The following is a 23,862-nucleotide window of genomic DNA, read 5'->3' as shown; positions in this document are numbered from 1 at the left end:
TTAACGCTCCAGTCATTGAAGTCCGCTGAAAGGGCGCACGTTGACCAACCAGACCGTGCTCCGCCCGCCCCTGCTGCTGTTATCCGCAGGCGGTTTCCTCGCGGTCGCCACAGAGGTTCTCCCCATCGGTCTCCTGCCCCTGATGGCCGCGGACCTCGGTGTGTCCGAATCATCAGTAGGCCTGCTCGTCTCGGCTTACGCCGCAGTGGTTGTGCTCGCATCCATTCCGTTGAACGCCTGGACAAGTGGGGTTTCCCGCAAGCCTCTGCTGGTCGGACTCCTCGCCGGTTACGGTGCAAGCAATTTCATGGTGTGCCTGGCCGACAGCTACGCCCTCGCGCTGGCTGGAAGACTGCTCGCGGGCGCCTGTCACGCACTGTTCTTCGCCGTGGTGTTCGGTTACGCGTCCAGGCTCGCGCCGCCCGGTCGGCTGGGCGCTGTGATTGCCCTGGTGAATGGTGGCAACGCGCTTGCCATCGCGGGCGGGGTACCGCTGAGCACCTGGGTGGGATCGACCATCGGCTGGCGGTGGGCCTTCGCGGCCGCAGCCCTGCTTGCCCTGATCCTCGCCGCCGGTGCCGCGAGGATCATGCCGCCGCTGGCTGGGTCGACCGTCTCCGGGGGTGCGCAGTTACGCGCTGCTCTGGCCGAGCCGGCACTTCGCAGGGTAATTGTGGCGGTGGTGATACTGATGAGCGCGCAGTTTGCCCTGTACACATTCGTCACGCCACTGCTCCTCCAGGCAGGTTTCACGGAGAGCTCCGTGGGCATGGCACTGCTGGCCTACGGTGCCGCCGGCGTGCTGGGCCTCATTGCGCTCGGCCGTTTCACGGATGCCAACCTCCGCCGCGCCCTCCTGGTGTCGATCGGGGTGATGACTGGCGCCGTCGTCGTTGTTGCGCTGCTGGGCGGCGCACCCGGGTGGACACTGGTCCTGGTGGTGGTGTGGGGAGTGTTCTACGGACCGGTGCCGTCCTATGTGCAGACGGCGGCGATGAACGCCTCGCCCGAACACCCGGACACTGTTGCGGCGATCCACAACTCGACCTTCAATATCGGGATCAGCGCGGGTGCATTCATCGGAGCGCAGGTGGTGATCGGTTCTCCTCCGTCCGGCATCGCGTATGTCACGGCAGCGCTGATGCTGGTGGCGTTCTTGGTGGTGTTGACCGGATCCCGGGCCGGATTTCCCCGTAGAATCCGCTGATTTCCGGGGATTTTGCCCGGTTTTTGCTGAGAAAGGCCGTAATTCGCGCCAATCTGCGGGACTTTGGGGTTGAAGCTGGTAGGTTTTCCTCCAGAAGCTTCGCCATCAAGGTGGGGTTCTGCAATATCCGGACGAGTCCAGGAGGACATACATTGGCTAAGAAAGAGACCAAGAACCGCAGCGAACTGGTTGCAGAGGTAGCAGCAAAGGCTGACACCAGCCAGACTGCCGTGAACAGCGTGCTTGACGCCCTGTTCGACGTTCTCGCTTCCTCTGCCAAGAACGACGTCAAGGTCACTATCCCCGGCTGGCTTGCTGTTGAGCGTACCGAGCGTGCAGCTCGTACCGGCCGCAACCCGCAGACCGGCGAGACCATTGAGATCGCAGCAGGTAGCAGCGTCAAGCTGACTGCAGGCTCCAAGCTCAAGGCTGCCGTCAAGTAGGTTTCCTGAAGCGTTGGCCGTCACCCCTGCGGGTGGCGGCCATCGCTGGTTAAGCGGGATTGTTCTCTCTTCGGTCGCTCCTGCATTCGATCCGAAATTGTCGTAGGTGGATGATGGACTCGGTTTATGAGTTCATCGGGAGGTTCCGAGTGGGGTGCTCCATCGTGTGCCCGATGAGAATGTCACCGGCGGATGATGGACTGGGGTTATGAGTTCATCAGGAGGTTCCGAGTGGGGTGCTGGAGCAGCCGGCCCCGGGTTCGACGGCGCCGGGTCGGCGGGTGTGGGTTGGGATGATGCCGGGACTGTCGGCCCCATCTGGGAAGGCACTGAAGCGCCTGCTCCCGCGGGCCCGTGGGGGATGGTCGAACTCCCTCCCGTCACAGCCCTGGAGGAGCTTGGTGATGCGGTGACGACGCTGCAGTCCTTGAACGAGTTGCAGTGTTGGGCTGATGCGCAGAAGGCCCGGCTGGTGGATCGGATCCGGGAACTCTATACCCTCGTAGACCGGGACACGTCCACTGATCATCCATCACCGGCCGACGATGCGAAGGCCGATGAACTCGCCACGTCCCGTGCCGCCGCTGAAATCGGTGCTTTGCTGCGGTTACCGGACCGCACGGCCACGGTTCTGGTCGAACAGTCCCGGATGCTGAGCCACCAGTACCGGCACACGCTCACCTCGCTGGAGGCCGGGAAGCTCTCCTGGAGGCACGCGACTACGGTCGCTGAGGAATGCGGTGGCATCGCCGCTGAAGCAGCCTCGAAGTTCGAGAAGGACCTGGTCGAACATGCTGAGCAGACCACGGTGGCGAAGGTCTCCCGGTTAGCGCGGGGTTTACGGGAAGTTCTGCATCCCGAAGCCGCACCCGTCCGCAAGGCGCGGGCGGTCACCGAGCGCAGGGTCGTCTTCGAGCACGACCTTGACGGGATGGCCTGGCTCAGCGCCTACCTACCCGCAGAGCAGGCCTGCGGAATCTACCAGCGCATTGACGCCGGAGCCCGCACCTTACAGGCACCGGATGAGGAACGTACCCTCACCCAACTGCGGGCTGATGTTTTCGCCGATGTCCTCACCCACACCTGTGCCGGGGAACCAACCGCCGGTACCGGGTTCCGCGGCATCAATGCCACCGTTCACCTCACCGTCCCCGTCATGACCCTCCTGGACTATGGACGCACCGGGAATGCTCAAATACCGTGCGGTACCTTCGGCGGGAAAGAGACCAACGCAAATACCGGGGACCAGAAGGACTCTGTTACGGGTGGCTCCGTTGGCGGCGACTCTGTTGCGGGTGGCTCCGTTGCCCGTGCTTCGGTTGGGCGTACAGGTGGTGTCCCGGTGTTGGAAGGCTATGGCCCCATCGACGCTGAAACCGCCGCGAGGCTGGCCGGGCACGCACCGTCGTTCATGCGGATCTTGACCCACCCGGAAACCGGGGCAACACTATCCATCGGGCGGGAAACGTACCGGCCGCCGAAACATTTACAGGACTGGGTACGCATCCGGGATAAAACCTGCAGACATCCCGGCTGCAGCCGGGTGGCGTCGAACTGCGAACTTGATCATACGACCCCCTGGCACCAGGGCGGAGGAACCTGCCACGGGAATCTTCAATGTCTATGCAGAAAGCATCACGCCCGTAAATCCGACGGCGGCTGGATGTACAGCCAACCCACACCCGGCATTATTACCGCAACCTCACCAGCCGGAAAAACCTACACCACCAAACCGCCACCCTTCTGACCAGGAAGGTGAAAGCAGGGGCGCAAACCCCGCGGACACACCCGCGGGCCGTTCCTTGTTTCTGGGTGCCCGCCAAGTCGCCCCATCCCGTCGGCACGAGCCGTGCGCATGAGCCGTGCGCATGAGCCTGTCCGCACACGGGCGCCGCCCTCCGTGCTCGTGCGGCATCCCACGTTAGTTGGCCGTTGTTCTACTGCGGGTAGACAATGGAAAGCGTGGCCACAACAACCAAGCAATCCAAGCCGGGCAGCGCAGGCACAGCACGCTGGCCAGGGGTCAAACCTGTCTGGCTGATTGTTGCCGGCGCCCTCGTGATCGTTGCGGTGGTCTGCGCGCTCGCATTCTCCGGCGCGGCAGCTCCCCGGCAGCTCGGTGACCCTGGTGCGTTGACCCGCTGGGGTCTTCCACTGTCCAAGGCCGTGCACAACGTGTCAGTTGCCGCCGTCATCGGTTCACTGATCTTTGCGGTGATCATCCTGCCGAGGCAGGCAGGGAAGCCGGGCCGCAATAGCCGGGACTCGGACGAGCCTGAGCATCCAGCCTTCGCACGGACCATGGCACTGGCTTCGGGAGCAGCGGTTACCTGGACCCTGGCCGCCCTGGCCGTACTGGTGCTCACCTATTCGGACGCGGCGGGCCTGCCGCTGAGCAGCGACCCCTCGTACACGCAGGGACTGGCCTCCTACCTCACTGACTTCGACACCGGGCGCGCGTGGCTGTCCACGACCATGATCGCGGCTGTCGTCGCAACCATGACCTTCGGGGCCCGCTCCAGCGTCTGGCTAGCCCTCACAACTGTTCTCGCCATCGGGGGGCTGGTGCCGATGTCGCTGATCGGTCACTCGGCCAGCGGTGACGACCACAACGCCGCCGTCAACTCGATCGCGCTGCACCTCGTCGGTGTCTGCCTGTGGGTGGGTGGAATCATTGTCCTCGCTGTGATCGGCGGAAAGCTGGGAACGCAGACCTCCACGGTGCTCAAACGCTTCTCGGCCCTGGCCGGGTTTGCGTTTGCGCTCGTGTTCCTCTCGGGCATCATCAATGCGAGCCTGCGCATCGGCAACCTCTCCCAGCTGAGCTCCGAGTGGGGCCTGCTGGTGACTTTCAAGGCGATCGCCACCATCCTGCTTGGCGGGATCGGCCTCATGCACCGGCAGTGGATCATCCCGCAGCTGGACACCAACATGTCCGCGCGGCGCGTGCTGTGGCAGCTCATCGCCGTCGAACTGGCCATCATGGGCGCTGTCTCGGGTGTCGCCGTCGCACTCGCACGGACCGCGCCGCCACGCTCCGAAGAGCTTCAACCCGATGCCACTCCCGCCCGCATCCTGACCGGGTACGAACTTCCACCGGAGCCGACGGCGATGCGCTGGCTTACAGAATGGCGCCCCGACTGGCTGTGGATCGCTTTCGCCGTAACCGTGGCCGTGGCCTACATCCTCGGCATGGTCAAACTCCGGCAGCGCGGCGATTCGTGGCCCGTGCTGCGGCTGGTCTGCTGGCTCGTTGGCCTCATAGCACTCACGTACTTCACCTCCGGCGCTCCGGCGATCTATGGCATGGTGCTGTTCAGCGCCCACATGATCGATCACATGGCCCTCACCATGGTGGTGCCCCTCTTCCTGGTGCTCGGAGCCCCGGTCACACTCGCGCTGAAAGCCCTGGTCCCACGCCGGGACGGCACCCGGGGTATCCGTGAGTGGATCCTCGTCATCGTGCATTCGCGTTTCTCGGCGATCGTTACGCACCCGCTCTTTGCGGCAGCGAACTTCGCCGGGTCTATCGTGGTGTTCTACTACTCGCCGCTCTTCGGCTTCGCCCTCCGCGAGCATGTTGGCCACGAGCTGATGAACCTGCACTTCCTGTTGACCGGCTACATCTTTGTCCTGACGATGATCGGCACGGATCCCATTCCCCGACGCGCGGCCTACCCGCTCCGCCTGCTGCTGTTGTTCGCCACTATGGCCTTCCATGCCTTCTTCGGCGTGGCGCTGACCGGCAGCACCTCGTTGCTCCAGGCCTCCTGGTTCGGCAACATGGGCAGGGAGTGGGGGCCGTCCGCGATCGAGGACCAGCAGATCGGCGGTGCCGTGACCTGGGGAATCGGCGAGGTGCCAACGCTCCTGCTCGCGATCGGCGTCGCCATCATGTGGTCTCGAAGCGATGCACGGGAGTCCCGGCGCAAGGACCGCGCGGCTGACCGGAATAATGACGCCGAGCTTGTCGCTTACAACGACATGTTTGCCTCGCTCGCCGCACGCGACGGGTCGCATTCTGCAGGACATCAGCCGGAAGCTGGACGGCAGGCGAAATCAGACCGGTCAACGAAATCCGGACCGCACAATCCTTCGACAGGAGATCCTGAATGACCGAAACCCCGCTCCGCGTCGGCTACCGGGTCCGCGCCTCCGAACTTGTCGGACGCAACTGGCTCAATACCGGCGGCAAGCAGCTCCAGCTTGAGGACCTGCGGGGCAAGATCGTTCTTCTGGACTTCTGGACCTTCTGCTGCATCAACTGCCTGCACGTCCTGGATGAACTCCGCCCACTCGAAGAGAAGTATGCGGATGTCTTCGTCACGGTCGGCGTCCACTCGCCCAAGTTTGAACATGAAGCAGACCCCGAGGCCCTGGCCGCTGCCGTGGAACGGTACGAGATCCATCACCCCGTCCTGGACGATCCTGACCTCACCACGTGGCAGGCATACACGGCCCGCGCGTGGCCCACCCTCGTGGTCATCGATCCCGAGGGCTATATCGTGGCGCATCTGTCCGGTGAGGGCCACGCAGCGGGACTTGAGTCCCTGGTCGAAGAACTGGTAGCGGAGCACGAAGCCAAGGGCACGCTGCATCGTGGTGACGGCCCCTACGTACCCGCCGAACCCTCCGCCGGCGACCTGCGGTTCCCCGGCAAGGTGCTCGCGCTGCCGTCAAGCGGCACGTTCCTGGTCGGCGACAGCGGACACCACCGGCTGGTCGAGCTCGAAGCCGACCTGACCACGGTCCGCCGCACCATCGGATCCGGTACACGTGGTTTCGCGGACGGCAGTGCTGCAGATGCCCAGTTCAACGAACCGCAGGGGCTGGCGCTCCTCCCGGCCCAGGTGGCCCGGAGGGTTGGGTACGACGTCGTTGTCGCGGACACCGTCAACCACCGGCTGCGCGGTGTGGCGCTGGAAAGCGGCACCGTGAGGACCATCGCCGGAAACGGCATCCAACGGCTGCTCGACGCGGAAAACCAGGTGAAGGCCCGCCCGGTCGAGTTGCAGGAGACCTCGCACGATCTTGGCGGCACCTCCGAGGACATCCCCGACGACGCCGCGCCCCGCCTTGAGGACACCCACCTCGGCATGGACGCCGTCAACATCTCCCTCTCTTCACCCTGGGACGTGGTGTGGTCCACCACCCTGCAGCGCATCGTCATTGCGATGGCCGGCACCCATCAGATCTTCACAGTTGACCCGGTCAGCGGATCGGTGGACATCCTTGCCGGCACCGGGCTGGAGGGACTGCTCGACGGCGATTCCACCGCAGCCTGGTTTGCCCAGTCCTCAGGGCTCACCGAAGACGACCACGGCAACCTGTGGATTGCGGATTCCGAAACGTCGGCTGTACGGGTGCTGAGCTTCCTCACGGTCAACGGCCGCAACCGCACCCAGGTGCAGACCGCCATCGGTACCGGCCTGTTCGACTTCGGCTTCCGTGACGGCGAGGCCGGCCAGGCACGCCTGCAGCATCCCCTCGGGGTGACGGCCCTCCCGGACGGTTCAATTGCCATCGCCGATACGTACAACGGTGCGGTACGGCGCTACGATCCTGCCACCCGCCAGGTTTCCACCCTCATGCGCGGGCTTTCGGAGCCCTCCGACGTGCTGGTCGATACGGCTCCGGTGGAATCCGGCGGCGAACCGCTGCTCATCGTGGTTGAGACCAACAAGCACCAACTGGTCCGTCTGCCCATCCCCAAGGAAGCGCTCGCCGTCGATGAAGGTGCGTCGCAGACGCAGCGGCCGAAGACCGCCGTCGTACCCGGCGATCTGGCCGTAACCGTACGATTCAGTGCGCCGAAGGGCCAGAAGCTCGACGACCGGTGGGGCGACCCGACCCAGCTGAAGGTCTCCTCCTCGCCGGAGTCGCTGCTGGTTTCCGGCGGTGGCACCGGTATGGGCCTTCAGCGGCAGCTTGTCCTCGCCGGTGACGTGCCCGAGGGTGTCCTGCACATCACCGCGCGGGCTGCGGCGTGCGACGGGGAACCGGGCGGGGAGATCCCCGATCATGCCGCATGCCACCTGTATCAGCAGGATTGGGGCATTCCGGTGACGCTCAGTGCCGACGGCGAAACGGAACTGACGCTCGACCTCCGCGGCCTGGACTGACGCTACCTCCGCGGCCCGGACTAGGGCTGCCGGGGGAAGGCCCGCCGCGAGCGAAGCGAGCATTGGGAGCCAGGTAGGCCCTAGCGCGCTGAACGTGAGCAAGCTGGACACGAGCCGGCCCAACTTGGGCCCAGGTGAGGGAAATTCTGCTCACCGGCGTCTGGTTTGCTCCATGTGCACGATCGCGCCTAGTACTCCACAACCGGCGTGACGACGATTTCCTCGTCAGTGACCGCGAGGCGTGCAGCGAATTCGAAGTCCTGCGGCACGCTGATGGGCTCGATGGCGCCCGTGAAGAGGTCCTGCAGGCTCGTCTCCAGCAGAACCGTGCCACGCAGCGTGGAGATGACCCAGTTGCCGTTGTACGGCTCGATGCTGGCTGAGGGGTATTCGGCGATGGACCAGTTGATCGGCGCGGCAACCCGGTTCTCGGTCTGGAAACCGAACGGGCAGTTGGTCGGCTGGAAAACTGCCTGTTCCGCGCAGGAGTCGAGGAAGCTCTTCAGTTGTGCGTTGACCGCTTCGACCAGGGCAGGCGTAGCTTCGGTCGCCAGGTTCAGGCTCACGGCGCCCTGTTGCCGATTGGTCACGGCAACGGTCTGGGCGGGTGCGGCGAAGTACTCGCTCGTGTAATGGGCTTCGACTTCGGCCGGATAGAACACTGCGAACTGGCTTCGGCCTTCCGGCACCACCACGCGGGTTCCGTTGAGCGTTGCCTCGTTCTCATTGATGACGGACACCTCAAGCGTGGGCAACGCTGCCGGCACAAATTCCCACCGATTGAAGAACAGCCACTCCGTGCCGGTCTTCTCAAGCACGTACGAGGACGTGTGCTCCATGTCCCGGATGGTGTACGTGACGTCGACCTGCATGCGGTTCTCGCCCGAGCGTTGCGGATCACCGACCTCAACATTCTCCATCCCGTCCACTGAACGCTGGAGCGCCGGCCCGTCGAGAAGAGCCGCATTCACATCCGGAACCGTGGCGTTGAGGAGCCCCAGCGCCCGCTCTCCGTCACCCTCCCTGAGTGCCTCCAGGTAGCTCTCCACCTGCTGATGCGGCCCGAACACATGGGTGTTCACGAGGATCACCGTTGCGATTGCCGCGACCACCGCGAGCATGAGCCCAAGCAGCCAGGCAGCCAGGACTCGTATCACGCGGGAAGAATGCACCCTCTTACGTTACCCAATGGGGGTACTGGTTCTACTAACGGCGCTTAGCACCATGACGCCGCGCCGCCGGCGTCAGCCCGAACTACCAACGACGACGGCGCCGCTTGCGTTGGGTGCCGAACAGTCCCCGGACGAGTTCCACGCCGATCGTGCCCGCGACCTTCAGGGCAGCGTCAACCATCTCGCGGTTCTCCTGACGCTGCTGGCTGGCCGGAGGAGCCGGCGGTTGTGTCCCGGTGCGCTGTGACTGCCCCTCGCCGGAGTGGGAGCGTTGCGGGGCCGAGTCGCCGCGCGGCGCAGTGGGAGGCCGCATACTGGGTCGTCCGAGAATTTCTTCCTCGATCCGTCTCGCCTCGGCGTCGATCTCCGCCTGCGAAGGGGCCCGGCGCTCGGAAGGAGCCCCGCGTCCGGGATCTTGCTCCGAACCGGCACCCTCGTCTGTGCCGGCACTCCGGTCTGTGCCGGCGCGCGGGCCGGACGTCGTCGTCGTGCGTGGCACCGGTCCGCTGTCCCGCGACCCGGAAAGCTTTTCGTACGCCGAGTGGCTGTCGATCGGTGTTCCGTACTCGGCGAGCAGCGGGGAGGCGGCCACAATCCCCTCGACCACAGTGGCGGGAGAGGGGCCCATGGTGGAGGTCGGGGAGAACATGCGCGTCCAGGCGACGGGCGTCGGGGCACCGTTCTCGTTCATCACCGTGACTACCGCTTCGCCGATGCCCGCTGAGGTCAGGACCTCCTCAAGGTCGTACGGGCTCGTGGGGAACGTCGACACTGTGGACTTGAGTGCTTTCGCGTCATCAGGCGTGAAGGCACGCAGCGCATGCTGAACCCGGTTCGCCAGCTGTCCCAGCACCTCCGCCGGAACGTCGCGCGGCGTCTGGGTGACGAAGAAGATCCCGACGCCCTTCGAGCGGATGAGCCGGACGGTTGTCTGGATGGACTGCAGGAACGCCTTCGACGCACCGTTGAAGAGCAGGTGCGCCTCATCGAGGAAGAAGACCAGCTTGGGTTTCTCGATGTCGCCAACTTCCGGTAGATCGGCGAAGAGATCGGCGACCAGCCACATCAGGAAGGTCGAGAACAACTGCGGTTTCTGCTGAAGGGTGGGCAGCTCGAGACAGTTGATCACGCCGCGCCCCTCGGTGTCGGTGCGGAGCAGGTCATCCGTGTCGAACTCCGGTTCACCGAAGAACCGGTCCATTCCCTGTGCCTCGAGCGTGATGAGTTCCCGCAGGATGACGCCGGCCGTGGCCTTCGACAGCCCGCCTAGTTCCTGCAGCGCCGGCTTGCCGTCGTCGGAGATGAGGAACCCGATGACCGCGCGCAGATCCGCCAGGTTGAACAGTTCCAAGCCAGCCCGGTCCGCATAGTGGAATACCAGTTGCAGGCTGGATTCCTGCGTTTCGTTCAGGTCCAGGACACGCGCCAGCAGCAGCGGCCCGAAGTCCGAAATGGTGGCGCGGACGGGCACACCCACACCGTCACCGCCGAGGGAAAAGTACTCCACCGGGAAGCTTGCCGGTTCCCACTTCTGGCCCACCGACGTCGTGCGCTTGCCAAGCTTCTCGGATGCTGTCCCGGGCGTGGAGAGTCCGGTGAGGTCTCCCTTGATATCGGCCAGGAAGACCGGGACGCCCTGCGCGCTGAGCTGTTCGGCCATGACCTGCAGGGTGATGGTCTTGCCGGTGCCGGTCGCGCCGGAGACCAGCCCGTGCCGGTTCATCATCGCGAGCGGCAACCGCACGGCCGCGCCCTGGTGCAGTTCACCTCCCACCAGCGCTGCGCCCAACTGGATCGAGGGCCCCTCGAAGGTGTAACCCGCAGTTATCCGTGCCGCATGATCCGCATCGTTGCCCGCCATGGTCACAGCGTACACACGTAGTTCAAGGGGCGTCTGGAACTACAAACAAACGACGACGCCGGCACCCAGGTTGGGTGCCGGCGTCGTCGTTTGTTTGGCGCTGGTCTCGCGCCCCGCGTTCCTAGCGCGTCGGAACTTCCCCCCACTCGCTCCGCTCGCGCGGGTACCCCGCGTTCCTAGCGCGTCGGAAATTCCCCGCACTCGCTCCGCTCGTGCGGGTACCCCGCGTTCCTCAGCTGGCGGCGGCGTGGCTCCCGCCGTCGGCGGCGCTGTTGCCGGCGCGGGCTTCGTCGTCGGCCGCTCGTGCGTTCGCGATCTCCTCAGCCCGTTCCTCATTGGCCTCAGCCGTCAGCGCGGCGCCCGCTTCGGCGTCCCGCGTGAGGTTCTCACCGGTTTCGGCATCGAACAGGTGGAGCTTGCGGGTGTCCACCCAGATCTCCGACTCCCGTCCGCCACGGATACGGCTTGCGGCGTCGAGCGTGACCACCACCTGGGGCCTGAGCTCGTCGGCATCCATTTCGCGCGCGAGGTTGTTGAGGAGCTCCCGGACCTCGGGCGACGGGTCGAAATTGATGTACCCGTACTGCTCGTTGCCCAGCCACTCGGTGTGGGTGAGCGTAGCCGTGAAGGTGGATCCGTGCGGCTTCTTCGCATCATCCACCAGTTTCGCGTCCTCGAAGAACTCCGGCCTGACACCCACCAGGACCACCTTGCGGCCCTCAGCCTTTGCAGCGCGATCCTCGGGAATGTCCAGTTCGCCGAGGGACGTCTGCAGCTTCCCGTTCTCGATCGTCGCGGGGAGGAAGTTCATCGAAGGCGATCCGATGAACCCGGCAACAAACAGGTTCACGGGCTGTTCGTAGAGTTCCCGCGGAGAGGCAATCTGTTGGAGCTCGCCCTTCTTCAGGACAGCAACGCGGTCACCAAGGGTCATGGCCTCGGTCTGGTCGTGAGTAACGTAAACCGAGGTGGTGCCCAGGCGGCGCTGCATCTGCGAGATCTCCGAACGCATCTGCCCGCGCAGCTTCGCGTCCAGGTTGGAAAGCGGCTCGTCGAAGAGGAACGCGTCCGCCTGCCGCACAATCGCCCGGCCCATCGCCACGCGCTGCCGCTGGCCGCCGGAAAGGTTGGCGGGTTTCCGCTGCAGGTGATCGGTCAATTCCAGTGTGGCAGCCGCCTCCGTGACGAGCTTCTGCACCTGGTCCTCGCTGTGCTTGCCCTTCGCGAGGCGCAACGGGAACGCGATGTTCTCGAACACCGTCAAATGCGGGTACAGCGCATAGTTCTGGAACACCATGGCCAGGTTGCGGTCACGTGGTGCCTTGGAGTTGACCCGCTCCTCATTGATGTAGAGGTCACCGGAGGTGATGTCCTCCAGGCCTACGATCATGCGCAGCAGGGTGGACTTTCCGCAGCCGGACGGGCCGACCAGGATGATGAACTCGCCGTCCTCAATGTCGATACTGATGTCATTGACGGCAGGAAAACCGTCACCGTACTTCTTGACGAGGTTCTTCAGCGTTATCGAAGCCATGTTCTTCTGGTCCTCTTCCTTCAGTTTCTTCGGGTCTCAGCCCTTGACTGCGCCCTGGGTAAGGCCTGAAACGATCTGCCGCTGGAACAGCAACACCAGCAGCACAACCGGTATGGTCACAATGATTGCCGCCGCCGAGATGGCGCCGGTTGGAGACTCGAACTGCGAGGCCCCGGTGAAGAACGCAAGGGCCGCAGGAACCGGCCGGGCGGCTTCCGTAGACGTGAGCGAAATGCCGTACACGAAGTCGTTCCAGGCGATGAAGAAGGCGATAATCGCCGTCGTAAATACGCCCGGTGCGGCAAGCGGCACGATCGCCTTCCGGAACGCCTGCCAGGTGGTGGCGCCGTCAACCTGTGCGGCTTGCTCGAGTTCCCAGGGGATCTGGCGGAAGAACGCCGCCAGCGTCCAGATGGAGATCGGCAGGGTCAGCGATAGGTACGGAATGATGAGGCCGATCCACGTGTCGTAGAGACCGATGTTCCGCCACAGGTTGAACAGCGGCGTCACGATGGAGATGACCGGGAAGATCGACACGGCCAGCGCCGTCGTCAGGATGACTTTTTTGCCGGGAAATTCGAGCCGCGCAATCGCGTAGGCGCACAGGGTGGCCAGCACGACGGCGATGGCCGTTGCGATCAGCGAGATACCTATCGAGTTCCAGAGCGCGGTGAGGAACAGTTCCTGTGCGTCACCGACCAGGATCTGCTCGTAATTGTCCAGCGTGGCAGCGCCGGGGGAGGGGAGGAAGTTGCCGTTGGTGAGATCGCCCGCCGATTTGAACGAGGTGGCGAAGATCGATGCCACAGGGAAGAGCGCGTAGATCAGAACCGCAATGGAGATGATTGTCCACCAGAGCTTTTCGCGGCCGGTCGATTTCATCGCTTTCCTCCTGTCGTTCCGGCGAGGTCAACCTTGAACACCTTGATCGCTACGAAGCTGATCAAGAGCACGCAGACGAAGAGCAGAACCGAAACCGCTGAACCGAGGCCTATTTCCAACCTGGTGATGGACGTCCGATAGGCGAGTAATGAGAGCACTTCGGTGCCATATTGGCCATTGGTCATGATGAACACGTTGTCGAATATTCGGAACGCGTCCAGGGCCCTGAACAGGACAGCGACCATGATCGCCGCCTTCATGTTCGGGATGATGACCTTGCGCATCTGCTCCCACCATGTGGCGCCGTCCACCTTGGCGGCTTCCGTCAGTTCATCCGGAACCTGTGCGAGGCCAGCCAGCAGAAGGAGCGAGATGAAGGGCGTGGTCTTCCAGATCTCAGAGGCCATAATCACCGGTAACGCGGTGCTCGCCTGGGCGAACCAGTTAAGGTCCTGGTCAATCCCGGGGACCCAGTCGAACCAGCTATTCACATAGCCCGAGCTGATGTCGAAGGCGTAGAACCATGCATATGCCGAGACCACGGTGATGATGCCGTAGGGCACCAGGATGGCGGTCCGTAGCCAGCCGCGCACTGCCTTGAGTGCCCGGTGCATCACCAGCGCCAGCGCGAAGCCGAGCACCAGTTCGACGGCGACGGTCACGATGGTGATCAGGACAGTGGTCCAGAGGTCGCGCCACCACACCGGGTCGCTGAGGATTGTCACGTAGTTCTGCAGGAGGATGAATTCGCGCTCATCCGGTGCCGTCAGACGGAACGCGTAGAGCGAATCGAAGAATGCCTGCAGGATCGGATACAGGGTCACCGCGAGCATAATGATGAATGCCGGACCGGCGAGCATCCAGCCCAGCCGGCGTTCCGCCCTGGCACGGTCGCTGTAGTCGTTGTTGCGGTTGTTCTTGCCGTTGGCTTTCATGGCCTTCGGGTTTTTGGTGATCGTGCTGGTCACAGCAGTCTCTCCCCTCTCAGCACAGCGGTGATGAACTCCGCCGATTCCTCCGGTGTGGTTTCCGGATCCACCTCATCGGGCGGAGTCCAGGTTTGCTGCAGGCCGCTGGAGATCTCGTTGTAGAAGGGGGTCTGCGGACGGGGTGCTGCGATTTCGAGCGATTCGCGGATGGTGTCAGCCATGGGGAACTGTTCTTCAATCCGCGGATCCTCGTATGCTTCCGAGTTCGAGGGCGGGTTTCCGTTGGTGAGGAAGTACTCCGTCTGGTTCTCGGGCTGCACGATGCACTCGATGGCCTGGTACGCCAGTTCGGGGTTGTCACTTCCCGCGCCGACCCCGAGGTTGATCCCACCCAGCGGCGGGGCTGTCTCCGTATCCTCGGAGACCCGCGGATACAGGGCCCAACCGATGTCGTCCAGGACCGACTGGTCCAATGTGCCGTCCTCCACAGCTCCCTGCGTTGCAGGCCAGACGAACGGATAGTTGACCATGAAGGATCCGCTCTCGCCCTGGAAGAGGGTCAGCGACGTATTCTCCGTGGACGTCGCGAGGCCTGGGCCGCCAAGGCCCTCGTCGCCAATGGTTCCGATGATGCGTGCCGCCTCGCGGCCGGCGTCGCTCACCAGGCCAAGCTCGATCTCATCAGCCTCCGCTTCAGGGTTCTCGAGGATGGTGCCGCCAGCCGATTCGATCAACGAGTTGATCCAGACCGTCATTGACTCCGCCTGCGAGCCCTGCACACCCAATTCCACATCCTGTGCGGCGGCAACTTCCATCAGCTGATCCCAGGTCACAGGCTGCGACATGTCCAGTCCTGCTTCCTCGGCAACGGACTCCCGGTACCAGAGGATCTGCGTGTTCGCCCAGAACGGTACGGTGACCAATTCGTCTTCGTACATCGCACCCTGCAGTGCGCCCTCGAGGGTGTTCTCCGTGGTGGCCTGAGCCGTTTCCTCGGGAACGGGCGCAAGGAACGTTGCCAGCTCGGGTACGAACGGCGGGTCGATGCTCATGATGTCCAGCGAGTCATCGCCGGCCGCGAGCCTACGCGCCAGTTGTTCGCGCTGCGCTGCGGCGTCGTTCGGAAGGAGGGACGTTTCGATCCGGTATTCGCCATTGGCCTGCTCGGTGCAGAGCTGGGCAATCGCAGCCTGCCCGCCGGCGTCGGGATTGATATACCAGGTGAGCGTCGGGACACCGGAATTCGCTGGTCCGCATCCGCTCAGCAGGAGCGAAGCGAGCCCGAGCGACGCCGCCGCAACCGCACCCGGCCGCCTCCTGGTCCGGTTCTTTTCCTGCCTCATACCCTTGCGGGTCCCGCGATTTCCCGGCATACGTACCTCGCCTCCACATCGAGCCTTGCCAGCCTGCGGCCCTGGGACTGATGCAGTCGCTGGGACCGGAAGCATACTTGTCTTCCTGACCATATGCCTTGAGTGGACAATTCGCTAGGACGTGGTTGGCGCGCCTGGGAAGCGTTCGGCGGGAGGTATAACGAAGACAAGCGAGTCCGCAGTATGCGCGGACCCGCTTGTGCAGGAAGGTGGTTGCGGGAGCTAGAGAAGCGCTGCGTTGTTCAGCGCGAACGGTGGACGTTCAAGGCCCTCCGTGAGGCCCTCAGCGGGATCATTACCGAGTTCGATGATCCGGTTGTTCGAATCCACGTGCACGATCGTGGGTGTGTACGCGTGTGCCTCTTCGGTGGTCATTGCCGCATAGGTGATCAGGATGACCGTGTCACCCTGATGGACCAGATGGGCTGCCGGCCCGTTGATGCCAAGGACGCCCGAGCCGCGCTCACCCGCGATGGTGTACGTTTCCAGCCGCGCGCCGTTGGTGACGTCCACAATCGAGACCATCTCGCCGGGCAGGATATCCGCTGCCTCAAGCAGGTCCAGGTCAACGGTTACTGAACCCACGTAGTGCAGATCTGCGTGGGTGACCGTTGCGCGGTGGATTTTGGACTTGAACATTGTGCGATTCATCAGCGTCCAGTCTACGCTTGCCCCTCCCGTGCTGCCATGTGGGGTTGAGCACGCCAATCCGCCTACGCGTCCGGTGCCTTTCGCAGCGCCCGGCCGAGGATCGCCGAGCTCAGCGCCTCGACCAGTTCCTGGTTAGCCAGCGGGTTGCTGAGCAGCGTGAAGTCGACGTCGCCGAGGGTCGGCAGGTCAAACCGGTTGGTGACCTGCACCAGGTCCTCGGGGATGAGTGATTGCGGAAAGACCGCCAGCCCGATTCCCGCCCGCGCAGCAGCGAGGACCCCGTTGATTTCACGGGTGTTGCAGGTGATCCGCCAGGTCCTGCCCGCCCGCTCGAGCGCATCGATCGCCATCTGCCGGCTCAGGCTCGGCGCCTGGTAGGCGATCAGGGGGACCGGGGCGCCGTCGTCGAGCGTTGTTTTTCCGTGGCCCGCCCAGACGAGACGATCGCGCTGGACAAGGGTGCCTTCGCCCGTGCCGGTCATGTACTTGATGAAAATAAGGTCGAGCTGCCCCGCCCGCAGCCTGCGCAGGAGGGGAGGGCTCTGGGAGACGGTGAGTTCGAGGTTGATCTGTGGATAGAGCTGCCGGAAGTGGCGGAGGATGCGGGGGAGTTGCGTGATGGCGAGGTCATCGGCCACACCGAATCGCAGCCGGCCGCGCATTGCGGAGCCGGAGAAATAGCTGAGTGCCTGTTCCTGCGCGGCGAGGATGGTCCGTGCGAAACCTGCCATGGCATCGCCGTTGTCGGTCAGGCGAACCTCACGGGTGTCGCGCGCAATCAGCATCCGTCCGGCTGCCTTCTCCAGTTTGCGCACATGCTGGCTGACGGTCGGCTGACTGAGGCCCAGTTGGGTCGCCGCACCGGTGAAGCTCTGGGTCTCAGCGACGGCAAGGAACGTCTTGAGCTGTAGGGAATCGAACACTTACTGTCCTTCGACGGGAGTCATTACGTTCTTCAATAGTACTTATAGTCTCAATAGGCTTCGTGAATGCGCACGGTGATGGCTAGCGTTGAAGGTGCATCTCAATCAGGTAACAGTCCCATCAATTCAGGAAGACACCTTGGCACCCCCACCCCCCTCCGCGCCCGCCGGAGATCCCACACTGACCGCACCGATCCCCGTAACCACACAGCGCCCAGCCTGGCGCGACACCTTCATCTCCCTACGAATCCCCAACTTCCGTCTCTTCGCAATCTCCCACCTGGTTGCTGTCGTCGCACTCTGGATGCAGCGCATTGCCCAGGATTGGATGGTTCTGCAGCTCTCCGGCTCCGTCACGGCCGTTGGAATCACTGTGGCGTTGCAGTTCGCTCCCATGCTTCTGCTTGGTCCGTGGGGCGGGGTGGTGGCCGATCGCTATCCGAAGCGGCTGCTCCTCATCATCACCCAAAGCATCGCCGCGCTCATGGCAACGGCAATGGCCGTCCTGGCCCTCACCGGACTCATCCAGGTGTGGCACGTCTACGTCATCGCTTTTGTGATCGGCCTCGTTACCGTCGTGGATGCTCCGGCAAGGCAGGTCTTCGTCAATGACCTGGTTGGTCCCACCTACCTGCGCAACGCGATCAGCCTCAACTCCTCGGTCTTCCAGCTCGGCGCCATGGTCGGACCTGCTGTCAGCGGCATCCTCATCGTGGCGGTTGGCGGCGGCTGGGCGTTCGCCATCAACGCGCTTGCCTGCACCTATACGGTGTTCACCCTGTACAGGCTTCGCACCGACCAGCTGAACACCGTGGCACCTGCGCCGAGGACCAAGGGGCAGCTCCGGCAGGGCGCCCGCTATCTGGTCAGCAAGCCGCCCATCCTCTGGTGCACGGTCGCCGCCGGTTTCGTGGCCATTTTCGCGTTGAGCACGCCAGTGCTCATGGCAGCTTTTGCCGACAGCGTGTTTCATTCCGGCGCCGGAGGTTACGGGCTGCTCAACACGGCGCTGGCAACCGGAGCCCTTGTGGGTGCACTCGCCTCCACCCGGCGCACACAACTTCGGCTTCGCGGCGTGCTGGGCGGTATGACGGCCTTCGGCGGATTCATGGCACTGGCTGCGTACGTTCCGAACCAGTTCGCCTTCACCGTGCTGATGTTCTTCGCCGGAGTCGGAAGTCTCTGGTTCGTCACCGGCGCCAACCAGTTGGTCCAGGTTTCCACGAACGTGGCGATCAGGGGCCGGGTGATGAGCCTCTACATGATGGTCCTCATCGGAGGGCAGGCCGTGGGCGGACCGATGATTGGCTGGCTGGCCGAGAACATCGGGGCGCAGACTACCCTGCTGATCGCGGGAGGCGTGCCTGTACTCGCAGCAGGGGCTATCGCCGTCGTGCTTGCCCGGCGCGGCCAACTCACCGTGCGCTTCCGGTGGACTCCGGCACCACACGAACGACGCCGGCTGGTTGCCATCGTGCCGAAGGTGCAGGCCGGTTAGTTCGGGCCCATTCCTGCGAACTTGATGGATATCCCGTCGAACCCGGATTCTCAATGGGACTGTCCGGACTATCCCGGTGAACCGCCGATTTCGCTGGGATATCCCGCTGGCGCGGGTTCGGTGGATGTCCCGTCGCCGCGTACGGTGAGCTGCATGAGTGTGCTCCTGGTTGTGGTTCTGTTCGCCGTTGCCGCGCTGGCTGAGATTGGTGGCGCCTGGCTCATCTGGCAGAGCGTCCGCGAGGGCCAGCCGTGGTGGTGGGCGGGACTCGGCGTCATGGCCCTCGGCGCGTACGGTTTCGTGGCTACGCTGCAGCCGGATGCGAATTTTGGCCGCATTCTCGCAGCCTACGGCGGCGTCTTCGTGGTCGGATCGCTGGTGTGGGGGATGGTGCTCGACGGCTTCCGCCCCGACCGCTGGGACGTGATCGGGTGCGCCATCTGTGTGGCGGGTGTTGCGGTGATCATGTTTGGGCCGCGCTCAGGAGTTGAGTGAGTGCCTGAGCTGATGCAAGTAATCGTGGAGCGGGCGACGGGAATCGAACCCGCGTATCGAGCTTGGGAAGCTAGCGCTCTACCATTGAGCTACGCCCGCACAGCGGCCTGAACCGCTCCATAAACACTACAACATCCCAACGGCACTCACGCTCCATGACCGACGAGCACGACCGGCGAACATAACCGGCCAAACGGCAGGCCGCTACTACTCGTCATCCCGCCAGTCCGCACCCTGTGACCCTGCAACGGATTCATCCTTGACGCGCTCAACTAGCTCCTTCCACGGCCCCTGAACGGCGCTTTCGGTCACCGTGACTTCCCGGTACCCGACGCTGATCCGGTACACGTAGCGGTCACGTTGGGCATCATCGTCGAAGTCCTCCACCTGGTCCAGCAGCGGCAGCCACCGCTCCTGCGCTTCGTCGCTGCTCACGTCAACGCTCCAGGTCCGGGTGATGCCCGCAAATCCGCCGGAACGCGAGACCACAATCCGGGTCACAGCACGCCCACCTCCCGCCATGCGTAGTCCACAACCTCAGCTTCGGACGAGCCGTCGCCGTAGCGCTGCACCGCGGCATCGACCGTTACCTGCGCGAACAGTGCGAAATCACAGTCCACTGGCACTTGTCCCCCGGTCGCGGCGTCGTACCAGACCCGGCCAACGCCCTCCCAGGCGCGCCCGCCGAGCCGCGTCGCAGCGATGTAGAAAGCGTGGTTCGGAATGCCGGAGTTGATGTGCACGCCACCGTTGTCCGAGGTTGTCTCCACGTAATCGGCCATTGTGCCGGGTTGAGGATCCTTGCCCAGCACGTCGTCGTCGTACGCTGTGCCCGGCGCCTTGAGCGAGCGAAGCGCGCGGCCCTGCACCTTGTCCGTGAAAATTCCTTCACCCACGAGCCAGCTCGCGGCATCAGCCGACTGGCCCAGCTCGCGCTGCTCCACCAGCACGCCGAAGACATCCGAAATGGACTCGTTCAAAGCCCCCGCCTGGCCCTGGTACCGCAGGTTGGACGTGTACTGGGTGAACCCGTGCGTGAGTTCGTGGCTGATCACGGTGATCGAGGAGGTGAAGCGGCCAAACACCTCTCCGTCGCCGTCCCCGAAGACCATGCGGGAACCGTCCCAGAACGCGTTGTCGTACGCTTCGCCATAGTGCACAGTGGCGTTCAGCGGATGCCCGGCGTCGTCGATCGAGGACCTTCCGTACACCTCGCCGAACAGGTCATAGGTGGCGCCCAGGCCAGAGTAGGCCTCGTCCACCGCGACATCGCCGGTGGGTGGATCCCCCTCCCGCCGCACAGCCTCGCCCGGCAGCGTCTGGGTGCCGCCGGCGTCGGAAATAGTGCGGCGAAGGGCGAGGACGACGGCGGTGCCCGCTCCGCGCGGAGGCTCAGTGGGCGCGGCCGCACGGGCGGCACGCAACGGATCAAGCTGTACCAGTGCCCGCCGCGCCGCGGCAGCCGCCGCCTGATGATCGGGATCCTCCAGACTTGCCAGCCTCGCCAGCAAATACGGTGGAACGATGCTGCAATGCACCTGCTGTGGTTCTGTTCGGCCTTCGCCCATGCGTCCTCCTGAGGTTGGGTCAAACGTAGTGGCCGCCACTGACGGTTTCAATGGACCCCGCTAAACCGGCCGGGTCGCTACGCTGATAACCATGAGCGTCGAACGGAACACCAGAGAACTCGAAGAGGGCATCGAGAAGGATTTCTCAGGGAAGATGACCTACGGCTCCTACCTCGCGCTCGATCAACTGCTCAGCGCGCAGCATCCCGTGAGCCGGCCCGAGCACCACGACGAGATGCTGTTCATCATCCAGCACCAGACCTCCGAGCTCTGGCTGAAACTGGTGCTGCATGAGCTGGGTGCCGTGCGGAAGCGCCTGCGGGAGGACGATCTGCGGGCAGCGATGAAGGGCATCGCCCGGATCAAGCACATCCAGCGCTCCCTCACCGAGCAATGGTCAGTGCTGGCGACGCTGACGCCGTCGGAATACGCGGATTTCCGCGGTTCGCTGCAGGCGGCCAGCGGTTTCCAGTCCTACCAGTACCGCGCGGTGGAGTTCCTGCTGGGTAACAAGAACGCCGGGATGCTGCAGGTGTTCGAGAGCGATCCCCAGGCACTTGAGCTCCTGTCCGGCCTGCTGGGTGAGACAAGTATCTACGACGAGTTCGTCCGCTACCTGCACCGCCGCGGGTACGCTGTTCCGGACGAACTGCTCCACCGCGACGTCACACAGGCTCACGAGTTCAACCCCGGTCTGGTCCAGGTGTACAAGCTGGTGTATGAGCACGCCGCCGAGCACTGGGACGTCTACGAGGCGTGCGAAGAACTGGTGGACCTGGAGGACAACTTCCAGCTCTGGCGGTTCCGCCATCTCAAAACCGTGGAGCGCACCATCGGCCACAAGAGCGGCACCGGCGGATCATCCGGCGTCGGATTCCTGCAGCGGGCGCTGGAGCTGACCTTCTTCCCGGAGCTGTTCGCCGTAAGAACGGAGATCGGGAAGTAGCCGGTGCGGTATTTTTAGACGGTGCTGATCTCCGACCGCGACATCCGAACCGAAATTGTCAACCGGCGCATCGCGCTCGATCCGTTCGATCCCGAGATGGTCCAGCCCTCGAGCGTGGACGTGCGCATCGACCGGTTTTTCCGCCTGTTCGACAATCACAAGTACGCGCACATCGACCCGGCAGAGGACCAGCCGGAACTGACCAGGCTCGTGGAGGTCGCCGCGGACGAGCCCTTCATCCTGCACCCGGGCGAGTTTGTCCTCGGCTCCACCTATGAGCAGGTGACACTTCCCGACGACGTCGCCGCCCGCCTTGAGGGCAAATCATCCCTTGGGCGGCTCGGCCTGCTGACCCACTCCACCGCCGGTTTCATTGACCCGGGGTTCTCCGGCCACGTCACGCTCGAGCTTTCCAACATGGCAACCCTCCCCATCAAGCTGTGGCCGGGCTCGAAAATCGGGCAGCTCTGCTTCTTCAAGCTCACCTCACCGGCTGAGCACTCCTACGGCACGGGTGCGTACGGCAACCGTTACCAGGGGCAGCGTGGCCCGACGGCGTCGCGGAGCCACCTGAACTTCCACCGGACCTCTATCCGCGACGAGGAGGCCGGCGCCGAGGTACCCGCGTCAGTGCCTCACGCCTAGATTCCTCACGTTCCGCCGTCGCCGTGGGGGAGTAATCTGGACAAAGGTGAGGGGCATTTCCCTCACCCTTTTCCAGGTTACTCCCGGGCCTGTCCAGCTTGTTCCCGTGTAGTCAGGGCGCGGGTACGACGGCGGGCGCCACCTTCGCGGGCGGCTTCACCGGGAGCAGCACCAGCAGTCCGGCGAACAGCACCACGAGGATGCCGATAATCCCGAAGCGCTGTTCACCGTAGATCCCGATGAAGAGCGAGAACAGGGCCGGCGCGAGGAAGCTGACGGCGCGGCCGGTGGTCGCGTAGAGCCCGAACATTTCACCCTCCTCGCCCCGCGGGGAGAGTCGGGCCAGGTATGCCCGGGAGGACGCTTGCGCCGGACCCACAAACAGGGTCAGCATCAACCCGAACACCCAGAACGTGGTGTCGCCGGTCCACTGGACGCCAAACACCTCGTAAGTCGATGCGCCCAGCACCAAGACCGCGGTCCCGGCGATGAGCAGCCCGATCAGCGAGACGATGATGACCAGCTTGGGGCCGACGCGGTCATCGAAGAATCCGCCGATCACCGCACCGATTGCGGCAATCACATTTCCCACGATGGCGAAGAGGATCACCTCGCTGAGCTCGAATCCGAAGGTCCCCGCAGCGATGATCCCGCCGAAGGTGAAGACTGCCGCCAGGCCGTCGCGGAAGATCGCACTCGCGAGCAGGAAGAAGATGGTGTGCGGGCTGGTGCGGTAGATCGCCTTGATGCGGCGGAAGAGCAGCTCATAGGAGGCGAGGAACCCCAGTTTGTCCGCACGTTCCTGGCGCGGAATCTCGGGCACCGCAAACATGACCGGAAGCGCGAACGCAAGGAACCAGAGCGCGGAGAACACGGCAACCAGGCGGATGTTCAGGCCGTCGGCAGTGTTCGATCCGAACCAGTCAACCACCGGCTGCACAAACGCGATCAGCACAATAATCAGCGCAACAATCCCGCCGACGTAACCCATCGCCCAACCGAACCCGCTGATTCGCCCCACGCTGTGCGGTGTGGAGATCTGGGCGAGCATGGCGTTGTAGTTCACGCCGGCAAACTCGAAGAAGATGTTTGCGGCCGCGATGAGGGCAACGCCGAAGATAAGCAGTTCGGGCCTCGGGAAGACAAAGAAACACATCGCGGTCAGGAGCGCGACGACGAGGCTGTTGACTCCCAGCCAAAGCTTCCGGCGGCCTCCGACGTCTGAGCGTTGACCGGTCACCGGCGCAAGCAGGGCAATCAGCAGGCCGGCAACCGCAAGACCCCAGCCCAGAACTTCGGAAGCGTAGGTCTCGCCGCCGAAGGCGTCCGAGGTCAGGTACACGGTGAAGACGAAGGTGGTCATTACGGCGTTGAACGCGGCCGATCCCCAATCCCAGGATGCCCAGGCGAGCACAGGCTTGGTGAGAAGACGTGCCGTGGGCTTTCGCGATGCCGTGCTCATAGGCTGCATGCTATCTGCTGCAGGCGTACAACAGGTTGAGATTCGGCTTTATTCCCCGTACCTACCTCATCAGCGATGGGCGGAACCGGCCGCGGCACAGCGTATTCCCCGGGTAGAATAGACGCAAGCCCTTGACCGTCAGCTGACCGTC

20 protein-coding genes and 1 tRNA gene are annotated in these 23,862 nt (G+C 63.9%); 9 read left to right on the top strand and 12 right to left on the bottom strand.

The window, feature by feature from the left end; translation table 11 throughout:
• Positions 1-40: 40 nt before the first annotated feature.
• From BJ994_RS13105 to BJ994_RS13085, 5 genes are all read left to right on the top strand, one after another.
• Entirely contained in the window at positions 41-1,207 is a 1,167-nt protein-coding gene (locus BJ994_RS13105) for an MFS transporter (RefSeq protein ID WP_167994733.1), read from the top strand.
• A gap of 152 nt (positions 1,208-1,359) precedes the next feature.
• The gene (locus BJ994_RS13100) at positions 1,360-1,650 is read left to right on the top strand and encodes an HU family DNA-binding protein (protein ID WP_056544463.1); all 291 of its coding nucleotides are present in this window, start codon (positions 1,360-1,362) and stop codon (positions 1,648-1,650) included.
• A 208-nt stretch (positions 1,651-1,858) separates the two neighbouring features.
• Positions 1,859-3,397, top strand: coding sequence for an HNH endonuclease signature motif containing protein (locus BJ994_RS13095; RefSeq protein ID WP_167994731.1), 1,539 nt, complete (start codon positions 1,859-1,861; stop codon positions 3,395-3,397).
• Between the two features lie 206 nt (positions 3,398-3,603).
• Positions 3,604-5,766 carry a bifunctional copper resistance protein CopD/cytochrome c oxidase assembly protein gene (locus tag BJ994_RS13090; protein ID WP_167994729.1) on the top strand — a complete coding sequence of 721 codons (2,163 nt, stop codon included), beginning with the start codon at positions 3,604-3,606 and terminating at the stop codon, positions 5,764-5,766.
• Positions 5,763-7,772, top strand: a complete 2,010-nt coding sequence (locus BJ994_RS13085; protein WP_167994728.1) for an NHL domain-containing thioredoxin family protein — start codon at positions 5,763-5,765, stop codon at positions 7,770-7,772. The genes BJ994_RS13090 and BJ994_RS13085 overlap by 4 nt, the downstream gene beginning before the upstream one ends.
• Before the next feature lie 188 nt (positions 7,773-7,960).
• On the opposite strand, the gene BJ994_RS13080 is transcribed toward BJ994_RS13085, so the two are convergent.
• The 8 genes from BJ994_RS13080 to BJ994_RS13045 all read right to left on the bottom strand — a co-directional run bounded on the left by BJ994_RS13080 (position 7,961) and on the right by BJ994_RS13045 (position 17,097).
• Positions 7,961-8,929, bottom strand: a complete 969-nt coding sequence (locus BJ994_RS13080) for a hypothetical protein (protein ID WP_167994727.1) — start codon at positions 8,927-8,929, stop codon at positions 7,961-7,963.
• A gap of 97 nt (positions 8,930-9,026) precedes the next feature.
• Positions 9,027-10,805, bottom strand: coding sequence for a helicase HerA-like domain-containing protein (locus tag BJ994_RS13075; RefSeq protein WP_167994726.1), 1,779 nt, complete (start codon positions 10,803-10,805; stop codon positions 9,027-9,029).
• A gap of 232 nt (positions 10,806-11,037) precedes the next feature.
• Positions 11,038-12,339: an ABC transporter ATP-binding protein gene (locus BJ994_RS13070; protein WP_167994725.1), complete on the bottom strand. Its 1,302-nt coding sequence runs from the start codon at positions 12,337-12,339 to the stop codon at positions 11,038-11,040.
• Between the two features lie 36 nt (positions 12,340-12,375).
• On the bottom strand, positions 12,376-13,221 hold the full coding sequence (locus BJ994_RS13065) for a carbohydrate ABC transporter permease (RefSeq protein ID WP_167994724.1): 846 nt from the start codon (positions 13,219-13,221) through the stop codon (positions 12,376-12,378).
• The gene (locus tag BJ994_RS13060; RefSeq protein WP_167996019.1) at positions 13,218-14,156 is read right to left on the bottom strand and encodes a carbohydrate ABC transporter permease; all 939 of its coding nucleotides are present in this window, start codon (positions 14,154-14,156) and stop codon (positions 13,218-13,220) included. Before BJ994_RS13060 ends, BJ994_RS13065 begins: the two co-directional genes overlap by 4 nt.
• 29 nt (positions 14,157-14,185) lie before the next feature.
• Positions 14,186-15,493, bottom strand: coding sequence for an extracellular solute-binding protein (locus tag BJ994_RS13055; RefSeq protein ID WP_167994723.1), 1,308 nt, complete (start codon positions 15,491-15,493; stop codon positions 14,186-14,188).
• Positions 15,494-15,745: 252 nt separating this feature from the next.
• On the bottom strand, positions 15,746-16,174 hold the full coding sequence (panD, locus tag BJ994_RS13050; protein ID WP_209066844.1) for an aspartate 1-decarboxylase: 429 nt from the start codon (positions 16,172-16,174) through the stop codon (positions 15,746-15,748).
• A gap of 62 nt (positions 16,175-16,236) precedes the next feature.
• Positions 16,237-17,097, bottom strand: a complete 861-nt coding sequence (locus tag BJ994_RS13045) for a LysR substrate-binding domain-containing protein (RefSeq protein WP_167994722.1) — start codon at positions 17,095-17,097, stop codon at positions 16,237-16,239.
• Positions 17,098-17,236: 139 nt separating this feature from the next.
• On the opposite strand from BJ994_RS13045, the gene BJ994_RS13040 reads away from it, so the two are divergent.
• Entirely contained in the window at positions 17,237-18,595 is a 1,359-nt protein-coding gene (locus BJ994_RS13040; RefSeq protein ID WP_167994720.1) for an MFS transporter, read from the top strand.
• Positions 18,596-18,748: 153 nt separating this feature from the next.
• The gene (locus tag BJ994_RS13035) at positions 18,749-19,090 is read left to right on the top strand and encodes a YnfA family protein (RefSeq protein WP_167994718.1); all 342 of its coding nucleotides are present in this window, start codon (positions 18,749-18,751) and stop codon (positions 19,088-19,090) included.
• A 25-nt stretch (positions 19,091-19,115) separates the two neighbouring features.
• Here BJ994_RS13035 and BJ994_RS13030 read toward each other — a convergent pair.
• The 3 genes from BJ994_RS13030 to BJ994_RS13020 form a co-directional block, all read right to left on the bottom strand.
• A tRNA-Gly gene (locus BJ994_RS13030) sits at positions 19,116-19,189 on the bottom strand.
• A 108-nt stretch (positions 19,190-19,297) separates the two neighbouring features.
• Positions 19,298-19,591 carry a protealysin inhibitor emfourin gene (locus tag BJ994_RS13025; protein ID WP_245192293.1) on the bottom strand — a complete coding sequence of 98 codons (294 nt, stop codon included), beginning with the start codon at positions 19,589-19,591 and terminating at the stop codon, positions 19,298-19,300.
• Positions 19,588-20,658 (bottom strand): M4 family metallopeptidase, encoded by a 1,071-nt coding sequence (locus tag BJ994_RS13020; RefSeq protein ID WP_167994714.1) that lies wholly within the window; start codon positions 20,656-20,658, stop codon positions 19,588-19,590. The genes BJ994_RS13025 and BJ994_RS13020 overlap by 4 nt, the downstream gene beginning before the upstream one ends.
• A gap of 91 nt (positions 20,659-20,749) precedes the next feature.
• Here BJ994_RS13020 and BJ994_RS13015 point away from each other — a divergent pair, with 91 nt between their 5' ends.
• Complete coding sequence (locus tag BJ994_RS13015) at positions 20,750-21,604, top strand: tryptophan 2,3-dioxygenase (protein ID WP_167994712.1); 855 nt, start codon at positions 20,750-20,752, stop codon at positions 21,602-21,604.
• A gap of 21 nt (positions 21,605-21,625) precedes the next feature.
• Positions 21,626-22,249 carry a dCTP deaminase gene (gene dcd, locus BJ994_RS13010; protein ID WP_167994710.1) on the top strand — a complete coding sequence of 208 codons (624 nt, stop codon included), beginning with the start codon at positions 21,626-21,628 and terminating at the stop codon, positions 22,247-22,249.
• A gap of 112 nt (positions 22,250-22,361) precedes the next feature.
• Here the strand turns inward: dcd and BJ994_RS13005 are convergent, their stop codons facing one another.
• Positions 22,362-23,720: an MFS transporter gene (locus BJ994_RS13005; RefSeq protein ID WP_167994708.1), complete on the bottom strand. Its 1,359-nt coding sequence runs from the start codon at positions 23,718-23,720 to the stop codon at positions 22,362-22,364.
• Between the last annotated feature and the right edge of the window lie 142 nt (positions 23,721-23,862).

It is taken from the genome of Arthrobacter pigmenti (genome assembly GCF_011927905.1).
Lineage (GTDB): Bacteria > Actinomycetota > Actinomycetes > Actinomycetales > Micrococcaceae > Arthrobacter_D > Arthrobacter_D pigmenti.
This window is presented reverse-complemented; position numbering and strand designations above follow the sequence as displayed.